The 1,517-nt window shown below is 62.3% G+C and carries 1 protein-coding gene; it reads left to right on the top strand.

All coding sequences use genetic code 11. The features are described 5' to 3' along the window. Positions 1–257: 257 nt before the first annotated feature. The coding region (puuE, locus tag EN750_RS33775) for an allantoinase PuuE (RefSeq protein ID WP_127399233.1) at positions 258–1,517 on the top strand (1,260 nt) is incomplete at its 3' end.

Genomic DNA, 1,517 nt, shown 5'->3' with positions numbered 1-1,517 from the left:
GTCGAGGACATGGGTCGTCAGACGCCCGCCATCGGCATTCGACGTTTCTGCCATTGGCCGCCTCCCATTTCCGGTACGAGCGAATTGGCCCGGTACGATCAAGTATCAACAGTGAATTGTGCGCCAATTAAAGGCGATGCATAAGTCCCGGTCGAGCGGAGTGCGACAAAAACACTTTCAAAAATTTTCGGGGGAATGCGAGAAGCACCCTTTCGATATCCTGATCATACTTCGGGCCGTGCCCGGCGGGAGGGACGATGCGTTACTGCAGAGACATGCGCGGCTATGGAGCCAATCCGCCGGACCCGAAATGGCCTGGCGGGGCACATGTCGCCGTGCAGTTCGTCGTCAACTACGAGGAAGGCGGCGAGAACTGCGTGCTGCATGGCGACAAGGCGTCTGAAGCCTTCCTGTCGGAAATCGTCGGCGCGGCACCCTGGATGGGCCAGCGTCACTGGAACATGGAATCCATCTACGAATACGGTGCCCGCGCCGGCTTCTGGCGGCTGCTGCGGCTGTTCACCGAGTCGCAAGTGCCGATCACCTGCTACGGCGTCGCCACCGCACTCGCCCGTTCGCCGGATCAGGTGGCGGCCATGCAGGAAGCCGGCTGGGAGATCGCCTCGCACGGGCTGAGATGGATCGACTACCGCGACCACAGCGCCGAAGATGAGCGCCGCGACCTCAAGGCGGCGATCAAGCTGCACTACGAAGTGACCGGCGTGCGCCCGACCGGCTGGTATACGGGTCGCACATCGATCAACACAGTGCGGATTGTGGCGGAAGAAGGTGGTTTCGACTATGTGTCGGACACCTATGACGACGAGCTGCCCTACTGGTTCGAGCATGAGGGCGGCGCGCAGCTCATCATTCCCTATACACTCGACGCCAACGACATGCGGTTCGCCACGCCGCAAGGTTTCAATTCGGGCGACCAGTTCTTTGCCTATTTGAAGGACAGCTTCGATACGCTCTATGCCGAGGGCCAGGCCGGCCGGCCGCGCATGATGAACATTGGCCTGCATTGCCGCCTCGTCGGGCGGCCGGGCCGGGTGGCGGCGCTGAAGCGCTTCGTCGACTATGTGAAGTCGCACGACAGGGTCTGGCTGGCGAGGCGCATCGACATCGCCAGGCACTGGCAAGAGGTCAATCCTTATCAACCGCCGGCGCTCCGCCCATCGAAGATGGAATTCGAGACCTTCGTCCACACTTTCGGCGGCGTGTTCGAGCATTCGCCCTGGATCGCCGAACGCGCCTATGAACTGGAACTGGGCCCGGCGCATGACACCTCAGGCGGTCTGCACAATGCGCTTTGCCGCATCTTCCGGTCCGCCAGCGAAACCGAGCGGCTTTCGGTGCTCAACGCCCATCCCGACCTTGCCGGCAAGCTGGCCAAGGCCAAACGGCTGACGGCGGAATCGACCAGGGAACAGGCCTCGGCCGGCCTCGACGCGCTGACCGACAAGGAGCGCGAACTGTTTTCCAAGCTGAACGCCGCCTACGTCACCACCTTCGGC

The organism is Mesorhizobium sp. M7A.F.Ca.ET.027.03.2.1, from assembly GCF_003999175.1.
In the GTDB taxonomy this organism is placed as follows: domain Bacteria; phylum Pseudomonadota; class Alphaproteobacteria; order Rhizobiales; family Rhizobiaceae; genus Mesorhizobium.
The sequence above is the reverse complement of the archived record's forward strand: the minus strand, read 5'-3'. Positions and strand labels throughout refer to the sequence as shown.